The organism is Tsukamurella paurometabola, from assembly GCF_900631615.1.
Lineage (GTDB): Bacteria > Actinomycetota > Actinomycetes > Mycobacteriales > Mycobacteriaceae > Tsukamurella > Tsukamurella paurometabola_A.
In genome coordinates, this window is record NZ_LR131273.1 from 1,095,768 (window position 1) to 1,114,207 (window position 18,440).

16 protein-coding genes are annotated in these 18,440 nt (G+C 71.0%); 11 read left to right on the plus strand and 5 right to left on the minus strand.

Going from position 1 to position 18,440, the window contains the following annotated elements; translation table 11 throughout:
- Positions 1-61 precede the first annotated feature (61 nt).
- Positions 62-1,510: an alanine/glycine:cation symporter family protein gene (locus ELY19_RS05720; protein WP_126195352.1), complete on the plus strand. Its 1,449-nt coding sequence runs from the start codon at positions 62-64 to the stop codon at positions 1,508-1,510.
- Between the two features lie 80 nt (positions 1,511-1,590).
- Here the strand turns inward: ELY19_RS05720 and ELY19_RS05725 are convergent, their stop codons facing one another.
- Positions 1,591-2,142 (minus strand): TetR/AcrR family transcriptional regulator, encoded by a 552-nt coding sequence (locus ELY19_RS05725; RefSeq protein ID WP_416222725.1) that lies wholly within the window; start codon positions 2,140-2,142, stop codon positions 1,591-1,593.
- A gap of 91 nt (positions 2,143-2,233) precedes the next feature.
- On the opposite strand from ELY19_RS05725, the gene ELY19_RS05730 reads away from it, so the two are divergent.
- Positions 2,234-3,784, plus strand: coding sequence for an MFS transporter (locus tag ELY19_RS05730; RefSeq protein WP_126195354.1), 1,551 nt, complete (start codon positions 2,234-2,236; stop codon positions 3,782-3,784).
- Between the two features lie 189 nt (positions 3,785-3,973).
- Here ELY19_RS05730 and ELY19_RS05735 read toward each other — a convergent pair whose 3' ends face one another.
- Positions 3,974-5,116: an alpha/beta hydrolase gene (locus ELY19_RS05735; protein ID WP_126195355.1), complete on the minus strand. Its 1,143-nt coding sequence runs from the start codon at positions 5,114-5,116 to the stop codon at positions 3,974-3,976.
- A 399-nt stretch (positions 5,117-5,515) separates the two neighbouring features.
- Between ELY19_RS05735 and ELY19_RS05740 the strand changes: the two genes are divergently transcribed.
- From ELY19_RS05740 to ELY19_RS05765, 6 genes are all read left to right on the plus strand, one after another.
- Positions 5,516-6,286, plus strand: a complete 771-nt coding sequence (locus ELY19_RS05740) for a deoxyribonuclease IV (protein ID WP_126195356.1) — start codon at positions 5,516-5,518, stop codon at positions 6,284-6,286.
- On the plus strand, positions 6,283-6,996 hold the full coding sequence (locus ELY19_RS05745) for a class I SAM-dependent methyltransferase (RefSeq protein ID WP_126195357.1): 714 nt from the start codon (positions 6,283-6,285) through the stop codon (positions 6,994-6,996). The genes ELY19_RS05740 and ELY19_RS05745 overlap by 4 nt, the downstream gene beginning before the upstream one ends.
- Positions 6,997-7,113: 117 nt before the next feature.
- Positions 7,114-8,946, plus strand: a complete 1,833-nt coding sequence (locus ELY19_RS05750; protein WP_126195358.1) for an acyl-CoA dehydrogenase — start codon at positions 7,114-7,116, stop codon at positions 8,944-8,946.
- Between the two features lie 164 nt (positions 8,947-9,110).
- Positions 9,111-9,779: a hypothetical protein gene (locus tag ELY19_RS05755; RefSeq protein WP_126195359.1), complete on the plus strand. Its 669-nt coding sequence runs from the start codon at positions 9,111-9,113 to the stop codon at positions 9,777-9,779.
- A gap of 34 nt (positions 9,780-9,813) precedes the next feature.
- Entirely contained in the window at positions 9,814-11,772 is a 1,959-nt protein-coding gene (locus ELY19_RS05760; RefSeq protein WP_126198712.1) for a YhgE/Pip domain-containing protein, read from the plus strand.
- A 75-nt stretch (positions 11,773-11,847) separates the two neighbouring features.
- The gene (locus ELY19_RS05765) at positions 11,848-12,885 is read left to right on the plus strand and encodes an acyltransferase family protein (protein WP_232015601.1); all 1,038 of its coding nucleotides are present in this window, start codon (positions 11,848-11,850) and stop codon (positions 12,883-12,885) included.
- Between the two features lie 62 nt (positions 12,886-12,947).
- Here the strand turns inward: ELY19_RS05765 and ELY19_RS05770 are convergent, their stop codons facing one another.
- The 3 genes from ELY19_RS05770 to ELY19_RS05780 form a co-directional block, all read right to left on the minus strand.
- Positions 12,948-13,448 (minus strand): hypothetical protein, encoded by a 501-nt coding sequence (locus tag ELY19_RS05770; RefSeq protein ID WP_126195361.1) that lies wholly within the window; start codon positions 13,446-13,448, stop codon positions 12,948-12,950.
- The gene (locus ELY19_RS05775; RefSeq protein WP_126195362.1) at positions 13,445-13,867 is read right to left on the minus strand and encodes a CoA-binding protein; all 423 of its coding nucleotides are present in this window, start codon (positions 13,865-13,867) and stop codon (positions 13,445-13,447) included. The genes ELY19_RS05770 and ELY19_RS05775 overlap by 4 nt, the downstream gene beginning before the upstream one ends.
- An 85-nt stretch (positions 13,868-13,952) precedes the next feature.
- Positions 13,953-15,236: an acetyl-CoA C-acetyltransferase gene (locus ELY19_RS05780; protein WP_126195363.1), complete on the minus strand. Its 1,284-nt coding sequence runs from the start codon at positions 15,234-15,236 to the stop codon at positions 13,953-13,955.
- A 105-nt stretch (positions 15,237-15,341) separates the two neighbouring features.
- Here ELY19_RS05780 and ELY19_RS05785 point away from each other — a divergent pair, with 105 nt between their 5' ends.
- The 3 genes from ELY19_RS05785 to ELY19_RS05795 all read left to right on the plus strand — a co-directional run bounded on the left by ELY19_RS05785 (position 15,342) and on the right by ELY19_RS05795 (position 18,375).
- Positions 15,342-16,700, plus strand: coding sequence for a 3-oxoacyl-ACP reductase (locus tag ELY19_RS05785; protein WP_126195364.1), 1,359 nt, complete (start codon positions 15,342-15,344; stop codon positions 16,698-16,700).
- Between the two features lie 2 nt (positions 16,701-16,702).
- The gene (locus tag ELY19_RS05790) at positions 16,703-17,593 is read left to right on the plus strand and encodes a MaoC family dehydratase (RefSeq protein ID WP_126195365.1); all 891 of its coding nucleotides are present in this window, start codon (positions 16,703-16,705) and stop codon (positions 17,591-17,593) included.
- A gap of 212 nt (positions 17,594-17,805) precedes the next feature.
- Complete coding sequence (locus ELY19_RS05795; protein WP_126195366.1) at positions 17,806-18,375, plus strand: hypothetical protein; 570 nt, start codon at positions 17,806-17,808, stop codon at positions 18,373-18,375.
- The last annotated feature ends 65 nt before the right edge of the window (positions 18,376-18,440 follow it).

Genomic DNA, 18,440 nt, shown 5'->3' on the forward strand with positions numbered 1-18,440 from the left:
TCGCGCGCGTGAAACCATCGTGGCACCGCAACAATCGCCCCGAGGATCGGAGACCCCGCTCGTGGACCACGTGAACACCGTCATCGACTGGCTCAGTACGAACCTGTACAACTGGGTGCTGATCTACCTCCTGCTGGGCGTCGGGGCCTACATGACGATCCGCACCCGGTTCGTCCAGGTCCGCCTGCTCCCCAGCATGATCCGCGCGATCGGCTCCTCCCGCTCCGATGCCGACGGCGGCATCTCGTCGTTCCAGGCCTTCTGCGTGGGCCTCGCGTCGCGGGTCGGCACGGGCAACATCGCCGGCGTGAGCGTGGCCCTGGTGCTCGGTGGTCCCGGCGCGGTGTTCTGGATGTGGGTCGTCGCGCTCGTCGGCATGGCGACGGCCTTCGTCGAGGCGACGCTGGCGCAGATGTTCAAGGTGCGGGGCGCCGACGGCAGCTTCCGCGGCGGCCCCGCGTACTACATTCAGCGCGGCCTCGGCTCGCGCCGCTGGGGCATGGTCTTCGCCGTGCTGCTGATCTTCGCGTTCGGCTTCGCCTTCAACATGGTGCAGGCCAACACGATCGGCGGCTCCCTCGCCGCCACCTTCCACATGGACACCGCGTGGATCGCGGTCGGCCTCATGGTGATCACCGCCCCGATCCTCTACGGCGGCGTCCGCCGCATCGCGAAGGTGGCCGAGGTGATGTTGCCGGTGATGGCGCTGATCTACGTCGGTGTCGCGCTGATCATCATCGCCCTCAACATCACCGCTTTCCCCGAGGTGATCCGGCAGATCGTCGCCGGGGCGTTCGGGCTCGACGAGGCCCTGGCCGGCACCGCGGGCGGCATCCTCGCGGCCCTGCTCAACGGCGTGAAGCGCGGCCTGTTCTCCAACGAGGCCGGTATGGGCAGCGCGCCCAACACCGCGGCAACGGCCACCGTCTCCCATCCGGTGAAGCAGGGCCTGATCCAGTCGTTCGGCGTCTTCGTCGACACCATCGTCGTGTGCACCGCGACCGCCTTCATCGTGCTGGTCTCCGGCGTCTACACGCCGGGCAGCGAGCCCGCGTCCGGCGGGGCCGTGCTCACGCAGGACTCGATCTCGGCCGTCCTCGGTACGTGGACGACGGTGCCCATGGCCCTGTTGGTATTCGTCTTCGCGTTCTCGTCGATCATCGGCAACTACTCCTACGCCGAGATCAACCTCAACTTCCTCGGCCTCGAGGGGCAGCGCCTGCGGATCCTGCAGACCCTCGTGCTCGCCGCGGTCGGCGTCGGCACCCTCGCCGAGCTCGACACCGTCTGGATGCTCGCAGACGTCGCGATGGCGCTCATGGCGACGGTGAACCTGGTCGCGGTCGCGCTGCTCGGCACGTGGGCCTTCGGGGCGCTGCGTGATTACGACGCGATGACCAGGCGCGGCGTGGACGAGCGGTTCGTCGGGCGCGGCAATCCGAACCTCCCCGGCGACCTGCCGGGTGATGTGTGGGACCCCGTCGATGACGGGGCGGTCCGCGCGCGCTGACGTCGACGCGCCATCCATAGGTCGCCGGCAGCGACCTCCCGTCCGTCGCGGGAAACGAACAGGACGAGGCCGCCGGAGGGTCAGGGCGCCCCGTCGACCATGCGGGCGACGACGGAGAGCAGGCCGGCCATCTGCGCGTCCGTGGCGCGGCGGCGGCCGCCGCTGAGGGCGGCGTCGTAGTAGAGGCCGTCGCCGACGAGGAGGACCGCACGGGCGGTGGCCTCGTCGGGTACCTGCTCCTGCACCGTCGCGAGGAAGCGGTCCTGCATCGACCGGATCGCACGCTCGGCGCGATCGTCGGCCCCCTGACTCAGCCGCAGCACCGCGACGATCGCGCGGTCGAGCGCGGAATCGTCGTAGTTCGACGTGCGCACGTAGTACTCCACCGCCCCCTCGGGCGCGGCGGCCATCAGCTCCACGTCGGCGGCGACGAGCTCGTCGAGCCAGTCACACAACCCGTCGACCAGGGCCTTCTTCGAGCCGAAGTGGTAGAGCAGGCCGCCCTTGCTGACGCCGGCCTCCGCGGCGACGGCCTCGAGCGTCGCGGCGCGTTCGCCGTGCTCGATGAGGATCTTCACGAAGGCGTCGAGCAGCTTGGCGCGGGCGGCGGGAGGGGGTGGCACACCTCGCATCGTAGGGGTGATCGCGGTCTCTCGTTTCTATACCGTCCAGCTGGTACAGTAACGGAGTCCTCGAATCCACGACTCCTCAGGAAGTGCCGCCATGACCACCACACTCACCACCACGACCGCGTCGTCCGCGCGCGCCACGGTGCGCGACTGGGGTGCGCTCGCGGTCCTGATGCTTCCCGTCCTGCTCGTCTCGATCGACGGGACCGTGCTCGGCTTCGCGCTGCCCTCCATCGCCGGCACGCTCGGCCCGACGGCGGCGCAGCAGCTGTGGATCATCGACGTCTACCCGCTGGTGCTGGCCGGCCTGCTCGTCTCCATGGGCAGCCTGGGCGACCGGCTGGGCCGGCGCCGCCTGCTCCTGCTGGGCGCCACCGGCTTCGCGGCGATGTCGGTCGTCGCGGCGTACGCCCCCACCGCGGGCGCGCTCATCGCGGCCCGCGCGGGCCTCGGATTCTTCGGCGCGATGCTGATGCCGTCCACGCTCTCGTTGCTGCGCAACATCTTCACCGATCCGCAGCAGCGGCGGCTGGCGATCGCGGTGTGGGCGTCGTGCTTCGCCGCGGGCGCCGCGCTCGGCCCCATCGTGGGCGGCTTCCTGCTGGAGCACTACTGGTGGGGCTCGGTCTTCCTCATGGCCGTGCCCGTCCTGATCCCGCTCCTCGTGCTGGCGCCGGTCTTCGTGCCCGAGTCGCGCGACCCGAACCCGGGCCGCATCGACCCGGTGTCGATCGTGCTCTCGCTCCTCGCGCTGACCCCGATCGTCTACGCGGTGAAGACCCTCGCCAAGGGCGGCGACCTCGTGGTCGTCGCGGCGGCGCTGGCGCTCGGCGTGACGGCGACCGGCCTGTTCCTGCGGCGACAGCTCCGCCGCCCGGACCCGATGCTCGACGTGCGGCTGTTCACGGATCGCCGGTTCGCCGGCGCCGTCGCGGTGAACCTGCTCAGCGTCTTCTCGCTGGTCGGCTTCATGTTCTTCGTCTCGCAGCACCTCCAGCTGGTGGTCGGGATGAGCCCGATGGACGCCGGCTGGGCGCTGGTGCCGGGACTGATCACGATGATGGTGGCGGGCCTGTACGTGGTGCGGGTCGTGCGGTGGATCGCCCCGTCGACCGTGGTGGTGGGCGGCATGCTGGTCTCCGCCGCCGCGTACGGCGTGGTGGCCGCCTTCGCGTCGCCGGACTCGACCCTCGCCGTGCTCGTCGCCTTCGCGATGCTGGGCGTGGGCATCGGCGCCGCGGAGACGCTGTCGAACGACCTCATCGTCTCGTCGGTACCGGCGGAGAAGGCGGGCGCGGCCTCGGCGGTCTCGGAGACCGCCTACGAGCTCGGCTCCGTGCTCGGCACCGCCGTCCTCGGCTCGATCCTCGCCGGCGCCTACGCCGCGAAGCTCGTGCTGCCCGCGGGCCTCACGGGCGAGCAGGCCGCCGACGCCGGCGAGACGCTCGCCGGGGCGCACCACGTCGCGACGCAGCTGCCCGCCGAGGCGGCCGACGCCCTGGTCCGGGCCGCTGGTCAGGCGTTCGACGCCGGCGTCTCCGTGACGTCCGCGATCGGCCTGGTGCTCATGCTCGCCGCGGCCTGGATCGCGCACCGCACGCTCCGGGCGCCGTCCTCGTCGGACTCCGCGACCGCCGCGCAGTAGTCCCGCAGCCCGCGCGCCGCGGCGCTCGCCGCCTCCGCATGGCCGGTGAGCGTCGCGGCCGCGCGGGCGGCGAAGGCCAGCACCTCCGGCGGTCCCGTCGCCGCCCGCCACCGCGCGGCCTGCTCGGCGAAGCCCTCGGCCGCGTCCTCCCAGGTGGCCGCGACGCGCTCCAGTTCCGCGGGATCGACCTCATCGGCGGCCATCCGCTCCCCCTCTCGTCAGGATCGCCGCGAACGCGTCCAGCGCCCGCGAGCCCTCGTCGAAGTACCCCGAATGCGCCCCCATACCGAAGCCGGTGGGTCCCTCGGCGTCCACCGCCGTCGCCCCGAACGACGGTGCCGCCGGATCGGCCCCGAGCCCCAGCTCCACACCGAACCACCGGCGAAGCCCCTGTGCGGCACCGTCGGTCGCGCCGACCCGCGGGATCGGATCGTCCGAATCGCGCGCGACGTACACCGGCATGCCCAGCTCGGCCGCGGAGCGCACCGGGCCGGCGCCCGGGGAGCCGAGCAGAACCATCGCATCGACGGTGCCCGCCAGCGCGCCGCCCGCGCCCGCCGTCGCCACCGTCGTGGCGCCGTAGCTGTGCCCGTAGACGACGACCCGCGGATCATCGGGTCGCATCCGCGCGAGGTCGGCGAGATCGGCCCGCAGCTCGGCGGCGCCCCGTCGGGCGTGGGCACCGGTGAGGACCTGCGCGACGGACGCCCGGCCCGACGGGGCGTCGTACCCGATCCATGCCAGGGTCGCCGTGGGCGTCGTCGGGTCCGCGCGACGGGCCGCGACCTGCAGATTCACGGCGTTGCGGGTGACCGCCCCGATCGACGCCGCCGTGGTGCCCATGCCGGGGACGACGACGCCGATGGCGCGGGCCGTGTCGAGATCGCCGACGGCGACCGCCACCGCTCCGTCGCCGCCGAAAGCGTCCGGGTCGTACTCGAACAGCTGCACCGTCTCGCCGCCGCGGGCCAGTTCCCGCAGCCGCGCGTCGATGGTCTCGAGCATCCGCCGGCGCGGCCCGGGCGGTGTCGCCCGCAGGTCCGCGGCGACGCGGGCGCGGTTCTCCCGGTCCCGCTGCGCGGCGGACGCCGGGCGGTCCGGCGCGCGCCCCGGGGTCGACGGTGCCCGGCCCCCGCCGCCGAGCGGCACCGCTGCCGGGAGCTCGATCGCGGCGAGGCGGGCCGCGAGCTCGCCTCCCCCGCTGCGGATCTCGGCGCCGGCCCGCTCGAGCGCCGCGTCGAGTTCCTCGGCCGCGCGGTCCTCGAGCCGCGCCCACCGCTCGTACGCCTCGGCGGTTCCGCCCCGCCACGCCGTCCTCCGCATGACCATCATGGCGTCACGCTAGGCCGCGGCACTCCCGCGATCGGGCCACGACGGTCCCGAACAGGCGCCGTCATCCACAGGACCGCGGTCCTCCACAGGCACGAAGACAGCAGTCCGCGGGATGGCGGGCGGAAGGGGCGCCAGGCAGCCCGCCCGACGCCCGCGCCGCCACATCTTCCAAAGCGTTCTGCGACTCAGCCGGACCGATTCGTCGCAGAACGCTTCGGAAGATGTGCGCACCGTCGGACCACGGAGGTCTAGGACGAAGAGCCATGCGCCCGACGCATGACCGACTCCCGTATCCGCGCCTCTGACCAGGGAGAACAGAGCCATGCGCGCGGCGCATGGCTTTCCCGAACAACACACCGACCCGACGCCTCGCGGGCGCGGACGCACTAGGCTGGGCGCATGCGCATCGGTGCCCATGTCCGCAGTGACACCCACCCCGTCGAAACCGCCGAACAGCTGGGGGTCGACGTGATCCAGATGTTCGTCTCCGACCCCCAGAGCTGGAAGAAACCGGAGCCGCACCCGCAGACGCAGGCGCTCAAGGACTCGCCGCTTGAGATCGTGGTGCACTCGGCGTACGTGATCAACGTCGCGAGCCTGAACAACCGGCTCCGGATGCCCAGCCGCAAGGCCGTCGAGCAGCAGGCCGCCGCAGCCGCCGACCTCGGCGCCTTCGGCCTGGTGGTGCACGGCGGGCACCTGCGCGACGGTGAAGACCTGCAGGCGGGGATCGATAACTGGCGCAAGTTGTTCACGCGCCAGGAGGAGAAGGGCGGTTTCGGCGTGCCGATCCTCATCGAGAACACCGCGGGCGGCGACGGAGCGATCGCGCGGCAGCTGGAGACCATCGACCGGCTGTGGGACGCGGTCGGCGACCAGGGCGCCGGCTTCTGCCTCGACACCTGCCACGCATGGGCGGGCGGCGAGGAGCTGATGGGCATCGTCGAGCGGGTGCTGGCGATCACCGGCCGCATCGACCTGGTGCACCTGAACAACTCCCGCGACGAGTTCGACTCGGCCCGCGACCGGCACGCCAACCTCCAGGACGGCACCATCGACCCCGATCTGCTGGCCGATGTGGCCCGCGCCGCGGGGGCGCCGATCATCCTGGAGACCCCGGCCGAGGGACTCGCCGACGACGTCGCGTACCTCAAGGAGGCCCTGTTGTGAGCACGCCCGACACCACCCCCGACGGGATCGACCGGACCGACGAGGAACGCGAGGAGGGCGGCATCGGCCCGCTCTCCCCGGCCGAGCTCGCGCACGGGGAGAAGCAGCTCCGAGGCGCGAAGGAGTGGGACGACCGCTACCGTGCCACCGAGCTGGTGTGGGGAACGCCACCCGACCCGTGGATCGTCGAGCAGGTGACGATCCTGCCGCCCGGCCGCGCCCTCGACGTGGGCGCCGGCGAGGGCCGGCACGCGCTGTGGCTCGCCACCCGCGCGTGGGACGTGACGGCCGTCGACTACTCGCGCGTCGGCCTCGACAAGGCGGCGACCGTGGCGGCCCGCTCGCCGCGCACCGTCCGCGCGCGACTGCACTGGACCCCGCTCGACATCACCGTCGACGAGATCCCCGATCAGCCCTACGACCTGGCCGTCTGGGCGTACGTGCACCCCGATCCCGAGGACCGGGCGGCGGCGATCGCCAAGGTCGCACGGTCGCTGGCGCCCGGCGGGCTGCTCCTGCTGCTGGCACACGAGAAGGCGGACACCCATCCCGGCCTACCGACCTTCGGGGCCGCCGAGGTGTCCGAGGCACTGCCCGAGGACATGGTGGTGGAGCACGTGGAATGGCGTGAGAGTGATCCGTACCACGGCACGGGCACTGACCTGGCCGTTCGTGCACGTCGTCGACGGGAACAGGCGATCGCGCCCTAGGGGTGCTTGCACTTGTTCGCACGGGGCGGGCGCGTTATCCTGTCCATATTACCGAGCGGTAACTTACCGGCAGGTAACAGTCCGACAGCTTTCAAATCACGAAGGTGGAACAGCCCCATGGGCCATTACAAGAGCAACGTCCGCGACATCGAGTTCAACCTCTTCGAGGACCTCGGCGTCGGCGAGGTGCTGGCTTCCGGTGCGTACGGCGACCTCGACGAGGACACCGCCAAGGAGATGCTGCGCGAGGCGGCGCGGCAGGCCGAGGGCCCCATCGCGGAGTCCTTCGCCGAGGCCGACCGCAACCCGCCGGTGTTCAACCCGGAGACCCACGAGGTGAAGATCAACGAGGCCTTCAAGAAGTCGCAGGCGATCTTCGCCGACGGCGGCTGGGCCTACCTCGGCCTCGACGACGAGCTGGGCGGCACCGACGTGCCCCGCTCGCTGTACTGGGGCATCGGCGAGCTCTTCCTCGGCGCCAACCCGCCCGTCTTCATGTTCGCCGCGGGCCCCGGCTTCGCGCAGATCCTCTTCGATGAGGGCACCGACGAGCAGAAGAAGTGGGCGAAGATCGCCGCCGAGCGCAACTGGAACGCCACCATGGTCCTCACCGAGCCGGACGCCGGCTCGGACGTGGGCGCGGGCCGCACCAAGGCCATCAAGCAGGAGGACGGCTCCTGGCACATCGAGGGCGTGAAGCGCTTCATCACCTCCGCGGTGATGGACGGCATGTTCGAGTCCACCTTCCACCTCGTGCTGGCCCGCCCCGAGGGCGGCGCGCCCGGCACCAAGGGCCTGGGCCTGTACTTCGTGCCGAAGCACCACTTCGACGAGGAGGGCAACCTCGGCGAGGAGAACGGCGTCTACGTCACCGGCGTCGAGCACAAGATGGGCATCAAGACCTCCACCACCTGTGAGGTCACCTTCGGCGGCCACGGCAAGCCCGCCAAGGGCTGGCTCGTGGGCGAGGAGATCAAGGGCATCGCGCAGATGTTCAAGGTCATCGAGCACGCCCGCATGATGGTCGGCACCAAGGCCATCGGCACCCTCTCCACCGGCTACCTCAACGCGCTCGACTACGCCAAGCAGCGCGTCCAGGGCGCCGACCTCACCCAGATGGCCGACAAGACCGCGCCGCGCGTGACCATCACGCACCACCCGGACGTGCGCCGCTCGCTGCTCACGCAGAAGGCCTACGCCGAGGGCCTGCGCGCCGTGTACCTCTACACCGCCGCGCACCAGGACGTCCGCACCGCGACCCCCGTCTCCGGTGCCGACGAGGAGATGGCGCACAAGGTCAACGACCTCCTGCTCCCGATCGTCAAGGGCGTCGGCTCCGAGCGCGCCTTCACGCTGCTCGGCCAGGAGTCGCTGCAGACCTTCGGCGGCTCGGGCTTCCTGCAGGACTACCCGATCGAGCAGTACGTCCGCGACTCGAAGATCGACTCGCTGTACGAGGGCACCACCGCCATCCAGGCGCAGGACTTCTTCTTCCGCAAGATCCTCCGGGACCGCGGCGCGGCCCTGGGCCACGTGGCCGGCGAGATCACGAAGTTCATCGAGGCCAACGCCGGCGGCCCGTTCGCCGCGCAGATCGCGCAGCTCAAGACCGCCGCCGAGGACGTGCAGGCCATGGCCGCCACCCTCACCGGCTTCGCGCTCGCCTCGCAGGAGAAGCCGGAGGAGCTGTACAAGGTGGGCCTCGGCTCGGTGCGCTTCCTCATGGCCTTCGGCGACCTGATGGTCGGCTGGCGCCTGCTGCACCAGGCCGTCATCGCGCAGGCCAAGCTCGACGGCGGCGCCACCGGTGCCGACAAGTCGTTCTACGAGGGCAAGGTGGGCGTCGCGACGTTCTTCGCCGCGAACATGCTGCCGCTGCTCACCGGCACCAAGGACGTCATCGCCGCGATCGACAACCAGGCGATGGACCTCGACGAGGCCGCGTTCTGATCGTCGGCTCGTAGCCACGAGCACCCGAGGGCGCTCCGACCACCGGTCGGGGCGCCCTCACCCGTTCCCGGGCCCGACGGTGCGCCCGACGTGCGCGCCGCACCGTCGGGCAGCCACCGTAGGATTGCTACCGACCTGCGCCGACGACCTCCGGAGTGCCCCGCATGGACGAAGACCAGCCGAACGACGTACAGCTCACGGCGGTGAATCTCGGCGTCGACGGGGAGCACGGGCCGCTGTTCCAGGGCATCGATCTCGCGTTCGGCCCCGGCCTCCACGCCGTGCAGATGCCGGCGGGCCGCGACCAGGACGCCCTGCTCCTCACGCTGGCCGGCCGGCTCAAGCCGAGCCACGGGGCCGTCGACGCCCTGGGCGCGACCACCCCGGGTGCGATCCGGAAGAAGTGCGCCATCGCCGCCTTCGAGGACATCGACGACCTGGACGAGTCGGTCACCGTCGAGACCGTGCTCGCCGAGCAGCGGCGCTGGCTGGCGCCCTGGTACTCGATGGTGCCGCTCAGCGCCGGCAGCCTGGAGATGGATCAGGTCTTCGGCGACGTCGACCGGCCCGGGCCGAAGACGCGCATCGTCGAGCTGAGCGACCTGCAGCTGTTCCTGTTGCGGATCACACTGGCACTGTTGGGAAACCGGCCGATCCTCGTCGTCGGCGACCTCGAGCAGGTCCGCGACAATCCCGGACGCGCCGAGGCCGTGCAGCGGCTCGGCGCGATCTCCACCCGCTACACCGTGATCGTCGGGGTCACCAACCCCCTCGGCGGCACCGCCCCGCAGCACACGCTGCACGACCGCCGCGCCCTGACCCGGAAGGACTGATCCCATGTCCGAGAAGAAGAGCCGCCTCGTCCCCATCGCCGCCGGCCTCGCCTTCGGCTCCGAGATCAAGCGCTTCGGCCGCAGCCGGCTCACGCGCGCCGCGATCATCGTGATGATGCTGCTGCCGCTGGTGTACGGCGCGCTGTACCTGTGGGCCTTCTGGGATCCGTTCGGCCACGTCAACAAGATGCCCGTCGCGCTCGTCAACGCCGACAAGGGAACCGAGGTCAAGGGTCAGAAGATCAACGCCGGCGCCGAGGTGGAGAAGTCGCTCGCCGAGGACAAGAGCCTCGACTGGAACATCGTCTCCCCCGCCGAGGCCCAGCAGGGCGTCAAGGACGGCACCTACTACTTCATGCTGGAGCTGCCCGAGAACTTCTCCGCCGCCATCGCCTCCCCCATGAGCGGCAAACCCGAGAAGGCGCAGCTGCGGGCCGTCTACAACGACGCCAACAACTACATCAGCTCCACCATCGGGCAGACGGCGATGTCGCAGGTTCTCAACGCCGTCTCCACCCGCATCTCGGGGCAGGCCGTGAACCAGGTGCTGTCGATGATGATCACCGCCGGCTCCGGGATCGAACAGGCCGCCGACGGGGCCGGGAAGCTGCACGACGGCCTCGTGACCGCGAACGACGGTGCCGCCCAGCTCGCCACGGGCCTCGGGACCGCCAAGACCGGCTCGGCGCAGCTGCGCGCCGGCTCACAGCAGCTCTCCGACGGCATCACCCAGGCCACCGACCCGTTGCTCGCCGTGACGAAGGCGCTCTCCGGGCTCGGCGGGAACACCGCGGAACTGCAGCAGAGCGCGGCCGCGCTGGTCGAGGCCGCCGACAAGGCAGGCGTTTTCGCCAAGACGCAGGACACCGCGCTCGCCGGCATCGACGCCGCGATCCGGCAGCTCGCCGCCAGCCCCGACCCGGTGGCCCGGCAGTCCGCCGAGGGACTGCGCGCGGTGCGCGCGCAGCTCGCGCAGGCGTCGGTGACGCCCGCGGCCAAACAGCAGATCATCGCCGCCGCGAACGGCGCCGCGACACTCACCGAGCAGCTCCGCACGCCGGGCAGCCCGCTGCAGACCGTGCTCGCGCAGATCGGTGCGACCGGCGGCGACCTCACCGCCAAGCTCACCGAACTCCGCTCCGGCGCGCAGCAACTCGCCGCCGGCAATGCCACACTCGACGACGGCATCACGCAGCTGTCCGACGGTGCCACCCGGCTCGCGTCCGGCACGACGGCGCTGCGCGACGGCAGCCAGGAGCTGGCGACCAAGCTGCACGAGGGCGCGGGCGCCGTGCCCCAGTGGTCGCAGGAACAGACCTCGCAGGTCGCGCAGACCATCGGCGGCCCCGTCCAGCTGGACGCCCAGCACGAGAACCGTGCCCCCAACTTCGGCACCGGCATGGCGCCGTTCTTCCTCACCCTGGCACTGTTCTTCGGCGCGCTGGTGCTGTGGATGGTGTTCCGGCCGTTGCAGAACCGCGCGATCGCGGCCGAGGTGCTGGCGATCCGCGTCGTGATGGCGAGCTACCTGCCGGCGGCGGCGATCGGCCTGTTCCAGGCCGTGATCCTGTACTGCGTGGTGCGCTTCGCCCTGGGTCTCGAGGTGGCCCATCCGATCGCGATGGTCTTCTTCATGATGGGGGTCTCGCTGTCCTTCATCGCGTTCACCCAGGCGGTGAACGCCTTCGTCGGGCCGGCGGTGGGCCGCGTGCTCATCATGGCGCTGCTGATGCTGCAGCTGGTGAGCTCCGGCGGCATGTATCCGGTGGAGACCACCGCCAGACCCTTCCAGATCCTGCACAAGTACGACCCGATGACCTACGGCGTCAACGGCTTGCGGCAGTTGATCCTCGGCGGCATCGACCATCGCCTGTGGCAGGCGATCGCCGTGCTGCTGTTCCTGTGGGTCGCATCGGTCACCGTGTCGTGCCTGTCCGCGCGGCGGAACCGGCTGTGGAACCTCGACCGGCTCATCCCCGCGATCAAGATCTGAGGCACCATCGCACCCGCCCAGCGCCCCGGCCACGTCCCCGCCCTCACCGGCCTGCGGGCGCTGGCGGCGTTCGGGGTGTGCGTCACGCACGCCGCGTTCTGGGGTGGGGACTTCACTCCCGACGCCCTCGGCGCCGCGTACGCGCGGCTCGAGACCGCCGTACCGGTGTTCTTCGCGCTCTCGGGATTCCTCCTGGTGCGGCCGTGGGTGCGGGCCCGGGCTTCCGACGGTGCGCGGGCCGAAGGGGCGGTGCCGGACGTGCGGCGGTACGCCGTCGCGCGGGCGTGGCGGATCCTGCCCGCCTACTGGACGGTGGTCACCGTCGTCTACGCGATCTACCTCTGGCGGCCCGACGGTTCGCCGCACGGTCACGGTTGGGGCGCCTACCTGCGCCACCTGACCTTCACCCAGATCTACGGGGTGGGCCACGTGCACACCGGGCTGACGCAGATGTGGAGCATGTGCGTGGAGGTCGCCGTCTACCTGGTGCTCCCACTGCTGGGGGTGTGGCTCCTGCGGACGCGGCGGCCGTGGATCGTGCCGGCGGCGATGGTCGCGGTCTCGGTGGTGTGGCTGGTGCCGGCGATCGCCACGGAGGTCTTCGGCAAGACCGCGCGCTCCTGGCCGCCGGGTTTCGCCGCCGCGTTCGCGGCGGGCATGGCGGTGGCCCTGCTCGTCGACCGGGTGCGGCTGCCGCGATGGCCGCTCCTGCTGGCGGCGGCCGCCGCCTACGGCGTCCTGCTCACGCCCCTCGCCGGACCGATCGACCTGCGGCTGCCCACCGTCGCGCAGGGCCTGACGAAGTTCCTGCTCGAAGCCCTGATCGGGGGACTTCTGGTGGCGGCCTTCGCGACGGGACCGTCGCGCGTGCTGGGCTCGCGGCCGATGGTGTGGCTCGGCTCGATCAGTTACGAGTTCTTCCTGATCCACGTGATCGTCATGGAGTTCGTGGTGCTCGACCTGTTCGGGTGGTCGCTGTTCACCGGTTCGACGTGGCCGATCGTCGTGGTGACCACCGCGATCACCGTCGTGCTGTCGTGGGCACTGCACCGCGCGGTGGAGCGGTTCCGTGCGGCGGTGAGTCGCCCGCGGGCGGCGGCCATCGGGCGCTGACAGGGGACGGGGGGATGCGCCGGACGCATCGCTGTTCGGAACGACTACTGCCCCAGAGTCGGTCAGCGGAGGAGCGTGGCGGTGGCGGCGTCGAGGATCGGGCGGCGCTGCGCGGACGGGGCCTCCCAGAGCTTCCCGGTGAGGCCTTCCAGGGCCGCGACCTTGGGTTCCAGCTCGCCCAGCGCCTTCGTCCGCTCTTCGCCCGACAGCTGGGCGGCGGCGATGATGCGGTCGTCGAGCGCGAAGACCGCGTCGTCGAGGGCGGCGAGGTCGGACTCGGGCCCGTTGATCGCGGAGTCGGCGGGCGGCGGGACGGCCGGGGCGAAGGCGCCGCGGTGCACGTCGGCGATGGCGTAGCGCGTGCGCTGGTGCAGGAGCGCCTCGGTGGAGGTGGCGTTCGCCCACTCGGCGGGCGCGCGGCCCGGGCGGCCGGGGATGAGGTCGCCGGAGTTGGCGAAGTCCTTGATCCGCTTGTTGGAGTCGCGGAGGAACCACACGACGCCGATGAGCAGGAGCACGGCCACCACCGCGACCACGGCGACGACCACGATGCCGAAGGTCATGCGCCCCTCCTGGAGATCCGCGTGCGGCGCTGTTCGATGATGAGGCAGCGGTCCTCGACGTAGAGCAGCCCGGCGGATTCGGCGATCTCGCGCGCCTCCGCGGAACGGATGCCCAGCTGCAGCCAGAGCGCCGTCGCCCCGGCCGCGACGGCCTGCCGCGCGATCTCGGGCGTCTGCTCCGAGGGCCGGAAGACGTCGACCAGGCCGACCTGTTCCGGCACATCGGCCAGGGTGCGATACACCCGCTCGCCGAGGATCTCGTCGGCGTGCGGGTTGACCGGGATGATCCGCCAGCCGCGGTTCTGCATGTACGCGGGCACGTCGTGCGCGGCCTTCGCCGGGTCGGCGCTGGCCCCGACCACCGTGATGGTGTCGTAGTCGCGCAGGATCTTCTCGATCGTCTGGTCCGTCGCGCTCATGACCTCAGTGTAGGACGGCCGCAACGACGTCGGGCCGTCCACGTGCGTTCGCAGCACGTGGACGGCCCGAGGTGCCGTTGGGGAATCAGCCCTCGATGATGGCGGTGATGCCCTGCCCGCCGGCGGCGCAGATCGAGATCAGCGCGCGACCGCCGCCGTTCTCCTTGATCTGCTTCGCGGTCGAGGCCACGATGCGGCCGCCGGTCGCGGCGAACGGATGCCCGGCCGCCAGCGACGAGCCGTTGACGTTGAGCTTGCTCCGGTCGATCGACCCGAGCGGCTTGTCCAGGCCCAGCCGGTCCTTGCAGTACTCCGGCGACTCCCACGCCTGCAGGGTGGCGAGGACGACGGAGGCGAAGGCCTCGTGGATCTCGTAGAAGTCGAAGTCCTGCAGCGTGAGCCCGTTGCGCGCCAGCAGCTTCGGCACGGCGTAGGTCGGCGCCATGAGCAGGCCGTCCTTGCCGCCCACGTAGTCCACCGCCGCGTACTCGACGTCCTTGAGGTAGGCGAGCACGGGCAGGCCGCGCTCGGCCGCCCACTCGTCCGAGGACAGCAGCACCGTCGACGCGCCGTCGGTGAGGGGCGTCGAGTTGCCGGCCGTCATGGTCGCATCGCCCAGCGAGACGCCGAAGACGGGCTTGAGCGTGGCGAGCTTCTCGACCGAGCTGTTCGGGCGCAGGTTGTCGTCGCGGGTCAGGCCCAGGTACGGGGTGATCAGGTCCTCGAAGAAGCCGCGGTCGTAGGCCGCCGCCATGTTCGTGTGGCTGAGGTACGCCAGCTCGTCCTGCTCGGCGCGCGAGACACCCATCTCCTTGGCGGTGATGGCGGCGTGCTCGCCCATCGACATGCCGGTGCGGGGCTCCCCGTTGCGGGGGATGTCGATGCCCAGGTTGGCGGGGAGCTTGCCGACCAGCTTGAGGCGGTCGACGGTGCTCGACGCGCGGTTGAGCTCGAGCATCACCTTGCGCATGCCCTCCGAGACGCCGATCGGGGCGTCCGAGGTGGTGTCCACGCCGCCGCCGACGGCCGCCTCGTAGCGGCCGAGCTGGATGCCCTGGGCGGCGGCGTTGATCGCCTGGAGGCCGGTGGCGCAGGCCTGCTGCACGTCGAAGGCCGGGGTGTACGGGCTGAGCGGGCTGCCGAGCACCGACTCACGGATCAGGTTGAAGTCACGGCTGTGCTTGAGCACGGCGCCACCGACGACGGCGCCCAGCTGCTCACCCTGCAGGTTGAAGCGGCTCACGAGACCATTGAGCGCAGCGGTGAACATGTCCTGGTTGCTGGCCTTCGCGTACGCACGGTCCGAACGCGCGAAGGGGATCCGGTTACCGCCGAGGATGGCGACCGGACGGGTTTCGATGTTTGCCACGGGTTTCTCCCAGTGATCGAGGGTTGCTACTACCGAGTATTCTTACTCTGGAGTAAGTTGCTTGTCGATAGCCTATCGGAACCCCACACGGATGAGGTACCCCACATGCCTGATGCACCCAGCACGGACTTCTACGCGGCCTTCGTGAAGTCGGGCCCCGGCTCCTTCCTGGCCAGCCGCCTCGGCCTGCCCCAGCCGCCCGTCCTGCGCCGCTACCAGGCCGGTAAGCCCGCGCTCGCCGGCCCCGTCCTCCTCGGCGGCAAGGGCCGCCTCGTCGAGCCCGTCCGCGAGCTGCTCGCGGACTACGACCTCGTCGTCAACAACGGCGGCGCCCGCGGCGCCGAGAAGCTGGGCGGCGCGGTCTTCGACGCCACCGGCATCACGTCGATCGACGAGCTCGTCGGGCTGTACGAGTTCTTCGGCCCGCAGATCCGCTCCCTCGGCAACAGCGCCCGCCTCGTGGTGCTCGGCACCACCCCGGAGCTCATCGAGGACATCGACGAGCACATCGTGCAGCGCGCGCTCGAGGGCTTCACCCGCTCCGTCGCCAAGGAGCTCCGCGACGGCGCCACCGCCCAGCTCGTCTACGTGCACCCGGACGCCGCCACCGGCGCCTCGGGCCTGGCCTCGACGCTGCGCTTCCTCCTGTCGGGCAAGTCGGCCTACGTCGACGCGCAGGTCATCCGCATCACCGACAAGGACGCCACCGCGCCCGCCGACTGGGACAAGCCGCTCGCCGGCAAGGTCGCGCTGGTCACCGGTGCCGCCCGCGGCATCGGCGCCACCATCGCCGAGGTCCTCTCGCGCGACGGTGCCCACGTCATCGCCGCCGACATCCCCGCCGCCGGCGAGGCTCTGTCCGCCGTCGCGAACAAGGTCGGCGGCACGGCGCTGCCCCTCGACGTGACCGCCGAGGACGCCGGCAAGAAGGTCGCCGAGCTGGTGAAGTCGCGCCACAGCGGCCTCGACATCGTCGTCAACAACGCCGGTATCACCCGCGACAAGCTGCTCGCCAACATGGACGAGGGCCGCTGGAACTCGGTCATGGCCGTCAACCTCAAGGCGCCGAAGCAACTGGTCGACGACCTGCTCGCCGAAGACGCGCTGAACGAGGGCGGCGCCGTCGTCGACGTCTCGTCGATCGCCGGCATCGCGGGCAACCGCGGCCAGACCAACTACGGCGCGACCAAGGCCGGCGTCATCGGCATCGTCGACGCCTACACCCCCGTCCTGGCGGAGAAGAACATCACCATCAACGCCGTGGCCCCCGGTTTCATCGAGACCGCCATGACCGCGGCGATCCCGCTGGCGACCCGCCAGGCCGGCCGTCTCATGAACTCGCTGCAGCAGGGTGGCCAGACGGTCGACGTGGCCGAGACCATCTCCTACTTCGCCTCGCCCGCCTCTGCGGCCGTGACCGGCAACGTCGTGCGCGTGTGCGGGCAGAGCCTGCTGGGGGCCTGATCATGGGCACCAAGACCACCGTGCTGCAGGCGCCGCCGTCGAGCCTGTCCGTGCTCACGCGCGGGCTGCGCGGCATCCTGCCCGTGATCGGCAAGCAGGGGCCGCTCAAGCCGGAGACCCCGCTGCCGGACCGGACCGTCGAGCTCACCGTCGACGTGGATCCCGTGCGGGTCGGCGAGTACTGCGACGCCGTCGGACTGAAGAACACCGGCGAGGTGCCCGTGATGTACCTCTACGTGCTCTCCTTCCCGCTGATCATGGACCTGTTCCTGGCCGACGACTTCCCCGCCGCCGCGGTGGGTTCGGTGCACGTGGAGAACACGATCACGCGGCGCCGACGGGTGGAGCCGGGCGAGAAGCTCACGCTGCGCACCTCCGTGGGCAACCTGCGCGAGCACCGCAAGGGCATGCTCATCGACTTCACCACCGAGTTCACCGACGCCTCGGGCGCATCGGTGGCCTCCGAGGTGTCGACGATGCTGATCCAGCAGAAGACGTCGCTCTCGGGCGAGCCGTCGGGCCCCGCGCCGAAGGAGGGCCGCCCCGGCGCCCCCGACGCGCTGCTCTCGGCCGACGGTGCGCTCATCCGCCGGTACGCCGGGGTGAGCGGCGACCGGAACCCGATCCACATGTCGCCGCTCGGCGGCAAGGCGTTCGGCTTCCCGTCGTCGATCGCGCACGGCGCGTGGACGGCCGCGGCGATGCTGCGCGTCGTCGAGGGGCACATCCCCGGCGCGGTCGTGCACCACGTGCGCTTCGGCCGTCCGGTGATCCTGCCGGCGAAGATCGGCCTGTACGTGACGCGCGACGAGGCCACCGGCGGCACCGAGATCGTCGCCAAGGACCTCAAGAAGGGCTTCCCGCACGTGACGGCCACCGTCACGCCGCTCTAGTCGCCCCTGTTCGACGGTGCCCGCCCGGCTTCGGCCGTGGCGGGCACCGTCGTCTCCGGGCTCGCGCGCCGGCCCCGTCCGGGCGACGAGGGACACTGATCGTTCAGAAGAGCCATGCGCGGCACGCATACCCCGCGTCTTTGCAGGTCAAGGACGTTTTCAACCATACCGGCCATGCGTCACTCACATTTCTCTTGCCGTACTCTCAATTCATGTTGATAGATCGAGAGCGCGAACGACGCGACTGGACTCAGGTGGGCTACGTCCTGGCACTGTTCGTCCTGGTCGATACCGCGTCGTGGCTGTGGGCGTGGACCTTCCCGGAGAACCTCGGCCTTCTCGCGTTGTCGTTCGTCGGCGGCGTGGCGCTGATCGTCCTCTGGCTGGCATACCTGGCCGTCTGGTTCCGCAGGGTCCGCCGGTTCACCTGGCAACTCCTGATCATCCCGGTCATCGGCCTGTGCGCGGTGGCCCTGCGCCTGACGAACGCGGTGCCGGACGCTCGCTGGGCCTACGACGAACCGCGCCTCAGAGCCGCGGCGGAGCAGGTGCTCACGGACCCTCGGGCCGAGTTCTACGACAACCGAGATCGGTCGATCGGCACCCAGGAGGTGTACGCCACCTCAAAGGAGGACGGCGTCGTGCGGTTCTCCATCTATGGCAACACGATCAGCACCACCCGACTCGCCTACCACCCCGAGGGCGCGACCCCGACCGACGCGACTCGGACCAGGGTCACGCACCTCGCCGGTCGGTGGTGGATGGAGACGTCCAGCGACTAGCGCGGTGTCGCCAGGGCATGCGTCAGACGCATCGCTGCGCGGAGCGACTGCACAGCCCGCCGCAC